This is a genomic window from Mediterranea massiliensis (assembly GCF_900128475.1).
In the GTDB taxonomy this organism is placed as follows: Bacteria; Bacteroidota; Bacteroidia; order Bacteroidales; family Bacteroidaceae; genus Bacteroides; species Bacteroides massiliensis_E.
In genome coordinates this window covers 1-2,094 of sequence record NZ_LT635830.1, presented here as the reverse complement: position 1 = coordinate 2,094, position 2,094 = coordinate 1, and the positions used below count along the sequence as shown (strand labels likewise).

The 2,094-nt window shown below is 53.0% G+C and carries 4 protein-coding genes; all 4 read right to left on the bottom strand.

The window, feature by feature from the left end:
* Positions 1–74: 74 nt before the first annotated feature.
* The 4 genes from BQ7483_RS00145 to BQ7483_RS00130 all read right to left on the bottom strand — a co-directional run bounded on the left by BQ7483_RS00145 (position 75) and on the right by BQ7483_RS00130 (position 1,918).
* Positions 75–1,085 carry a PRTRC system protein E gene (locus BQ7483_RS00145; protein ID WP_072544398.1) on the bottom strand — a complete coding sequence of 337 codons (1,011 nt, stop codon included), beginning with the start codon at positions 1,083–1,085 and terminating at the stop codon, positions 75–77.
* A 33-nt stretch (positions 1,086–1,118) separates the two neighbouring features.
* Positions 1,119–1,334, bottom strand: coding sequence for a hypothetical protein (locus tag BQ7483_RS17945; protein WP_057252928.1), 216 nt, complete (start codon positions 1,332–1,334; stop codon positions 1,119–1,121).
* 5 nt (positions 1,335–1,339) lie between these two features.
* The gene (locus tag BQ7483_RS00135; RefSeq protein WP_235847276.1) at positions 1,340–1,585 is read right to left on the bottom strand and encodes a hypothetical protein; all 246 of its coding nucleotides are present in this window, start codon (positions 1,583–1,585) and stop codon (positions 1,340–1,342) included.
* Between the two features lie 96 nt (positions 1,586–1,681).
* A complete protein-coding gene (locus BQ7483_RS00130; RefSeq protein ID WP_072544399.1) occupies positions 1,682–1,918 on the bottom strand; it encodes a hypothetical protein in 237 nt (78 codons plus the stop codon).
* Positions 1,919–2,094 lie beyond the last annotated feature (176 nt).

Below are 2,094 nucleotides of genomic sequence, written 5' to 3'. Positions count from 1 at the left end.
TGAAGGGTTATATACTCCGTTCCTTTCTTGAATTTGAATGAGCGTGTCATTCCTTTGATTTCGAGTGCCATGTCTTAAACTGTCTGATAAGGTGAATACTTGGGTTCCAGCATGGACTGCGGGAAATCGATGTATTCCTCGTAGTCCTTCTCACTGTATGCGGGGTGTTCCTGATCGGAGAGGTACGGTTGCTGTTCGTCCTCCTGCATGAACCGTTCTTCCTGCCAGTCCTGAATTTCAGGCTGCGGCGGATATTGAGGTTGGGAAGACTGCTGTCCTCCTGTCCGCTGGACATATTGCGCGTGCGGCTGTATCTGCGGTCTTGCCTGCGGCTGTTGTTGCGACGGCCATATTCCTGGCTGTTGCGGATGCTGCGTGTATGCCTGTTGTGGTCTCTGCGGTGCGGGCTGAGCCTGTCCCGGCATCGGTTGTGACGGTCTCCGCGTGTATGTCTGCTGCGGTGCCGGCTGTTGCGGACGTTGCGGTTGCGGATTTCTCTGTTCCGTTGCCTGTGTGTATGCCGGCTGTTGCTGCTGTACAGAAGGTTCCGGCTGTGCTTCCTGTTCCATCAGGTCGAAGAGGCTTCCCCGGTTCATTTCCGTGTCGGCCGCCTTTATCTTCTCCTCGATTTCCTTCAGCTGGGCGGCATTCGCGTGTGCTTTCGCCTGTGTAAACACGCTGACGGCTTCCCGGTGGTTTCTGGCGGCAGTCAGTTCTTCCGCCTTCTTCATCAGTTTCTCGTACTTTTCCCGTTTCTCGCGCTCCTCCTTCGTTTCCTTGGATTTGGCATCCTTGGCGGCCTTGCTGCTTGCGGCGGCTTTGTCCGCCTGTGCCTCGAACTGTGCCATATTGGAGATCAGCCCGCACGTTTTCTGTATAGGTCTTGTGACTGCCTGCAGGAATCCAGTGTCAAGTTCCTGCGGTGTGCCCGTGACAGTCAGCGGCACGATGTGGTTCTGGGCCTCGTCCTTGAGTCCGTTCGATTTGGGCAATGTGGAAACGGTCAGTTGTCCGTTTGTCTTGCGGATGACGATCGTGAGGTCCACGCTTTCCGTCATCATCTGGTGGATTGCTGTAAAAAACATAATTTCAGATATTAAATGATTAGACGATGTGTTTCAATATTCGCTGAAGAATTCTGCCAGCAGCCTGTTCCTGTCCGGATGTCTGCAAATTTCCAGAACGGGGTTCAGCAGCTTTGAGATGTGAACGGGACCTGTGGTTCCCCTTGGTGGCAGCTTGATTGCCGGTTGCGGGACGTGTACTTTCGGTCTTCTTGTCACGGGCATCCCTATCGGAGCTGGTGACTGTCTTGTGATGATCGCTTGTTGCATATTCTTTAATTTTTAACTGTGAATACCCGGGCTTTGGCAGCCCGTTGAACTACAAGGGCCCAACGGCAAATGCTTCCGGAAAGGCAGGGTTTTCGGGAAAAATACCGGAGCGCAGCGAGGATGATTTTTTCCGAAACCGCTTGCGGCCTGACCTTGCCGTCCGACAAGAAGCGTTTGCCAACTTTGCCCTGTAGTTCTCGGTTTGCCAATGTCTGTGTTTTTAGTCCTTTTTCCTTTTCTTCCCGTGTCATTTCCGGTTGTGACGGATACAAAAAGAGCCGCCCGCTCCCGGACAGCTCCCTTATGCTGCAATGATAAATTCCGTGCATGTTCCATATCGTCAGATTTCAGAAGACCAGAAAACTCAGTATGCACAGAATGATGGCCAGTGCCACGAGAAAACAGGCTATACGGTAGAGGAACCTGAAGAGTCCCCTGAAACAGATGATGGCCACGGCGGTCCATACAGGCGATATACCGTGGGAATAGAGCCAGCTGAATATGATGGCTGCTGCTACGGCCAGCGCGAGTGTCCTTGCCCATCTGCTGTCCGCTATCTTTTTGATGTGTTCTTTTGTTTTCATAATCTTCATGTGTTTGGCGGGAATGCCATTCCCGGTTTCAGGGGCTTTCTTGCAGTCCGCCTCCACAGGCAAGGTTTTCGGGAAAAATACCGGAGCCTCGGGCGAGGATGATTTTTCCCAGAAACCGTAAGGCCAGACCTTGCCGGTGGAAACGGGCGGGCTGCGACCTTTGCCCC